Source organism: Ensifer sp. SSB1 (assembly GCF_016652895.1).
Classification (GTDB): Bacteria; Pseudomonadota; Alphaproteobacteria; order Rhizobiales; family Rhizobiaceae; genus Ensifer.
Genome location: NZ_JAEPRP010000360.1, coordinates 1 through 1,622, shown reverse-complemented (window position 1 = coordinate 1,622; position 1,622 = coordinate 1). Strand labels below are relative to the sequence as shown.

Below are 1,622 nucleotides of genomic sequence, written 5' to 3'. Positions count from 1 at the left end.
ATCCGAGCGCCGCCAACATCAGTGACGTTCAGGAGACGACCAACCGGATCGTAGGTCCGCCCCTGGTCGAGGATCCAGGCCGTGCCGTTGTGCGACCACTGGCCGATCACATGGCCATAGGTGCTGGTATACGTAGCAGTTTGGCGGCCGGCCTCATCAACCGACAGTTGTTGATAGAGGACGGCATTGTTCGTGCTGGACGACGCCGTCGCATAGGCTTGGTAGCGGTTGGTGCGTGCACTACCATCCGGATTTGCCGTGCGCACAACCCGGTCCTGCCAATCGTAGGAATTGGTCGTCCATTGCGCGGCTTCGTTGGCAAAGCGTGGATGAGCGGTCTTGGCAGCGTTGCCGCGCGCGTCATAGACGGTGTCGACGACCCGCGCCTGTCCCGTACCGGGTTCACCTGGAGAATGGGAACGCCAGGGTCGGCCAAGACCATCGAAGTAGGTGCGCTTGATGACCTCGCTGCCTGTCGACGAACGTGGCTCGTGGGTACGGACCGCCTGCAGGGTGGGATCGCCCTCGTTATCGTAGCGGGTATTCACATATCGTCCTGAGCCCGAATGCGTGTAGGCGAAGGGGCGGCAGAAAGGGTCATAGCCGAAACGCTCGATGATACCGTTGGCATCGGTCTTCGAGGACGGAAGGCCGCAGACCAGATCGTAGCCCGTGGTCGTCACGAAGCGGGTGTCGGCCGTGTTGCCGCCGGTGGCGAAGTAACGAGGCCCGCGTTCCTTCACGGGGAACATGACATAGGTTGTGTCGTAGTCCCATTCGGTGCGTGAACCCGCACCGTCCACTGCCGCAACCCGGTTGCCACGGCTATCATAGCCGTAGCTTCGTGTGACACTTTTCCAGACGTTATCGACGTCACCGCGCTTGGAATGGAACACATGCCGCGTCAGATTGCCTTTGGTGGGCGAAGTCGCGGCATCCGCCGCACCATCATAATGAAACGCCTCGGATTTGAGATAGTCCGTCCCGCTATGTCCTCTGACGACTGCCTTCGTGTGCGGCAGCGAGACGATGTAGGCGGTCGTATTCGGCGCATAGCGCTGCAACGTCCAGACCTCGTCGCCACTGACATCGGTACGCCCAAAGTCCTTGATATCGGTGACATTGCCGTACGCGTCGAATGCTCGCTCGGTGCGCAGCTTCAATGTAACCGTCTCGTTCAAGGTCGTGTCGGTGGCGACATTCTTCACCCAGTAGGGCTTGCTCGCCGCATTGACCTGATAGCTCTCCACCACTTCCTTGGATGCGGTATTTTCCCCGTTGCGAGACAGCGTGCGCTCCGGAAGACCGTAGCTCGCCAGATCCTGGCGGTAGCTCGTCTGGACAACCGGGCGCTGCGCCTCGCCGTTTGCGGCGGGCTTCGTCATCGTGATCGTGCGGAAGCCGAGGAACTTACGCGCCTTCGCATTATAGAGGCCACCGCCATAGGCGTAATCAGTCTGCGCGACGACACCGCGACCATCGTTGACCGTCAGCTTCGTTACCGGGTGCAGGACCTGTGGCAGGAAGGTGTTGGCAAAGCGCGTGGATGGCGTGTACTCGACCGCGAGCGTGCCGCCCGTCTCCAGCGTGACACTGCGCAAGAGGTTCGGATTGCCCGCACC

1 protein-coding gene is annotated in these 1,622 nt (G+C 61.0%); it reads right to left on the bottom strand.

The genetic code is table 11. The features are described 5' to 3' along the window. A partial coding sequence (locus tag I8N66_RS37295; protein WP_291165579.1) for a toxin TcdB middle/N-terminal domain-containing protein occupies positions 1-1,622 on the bottom strand: 1,622 nt, incomplete at both ends.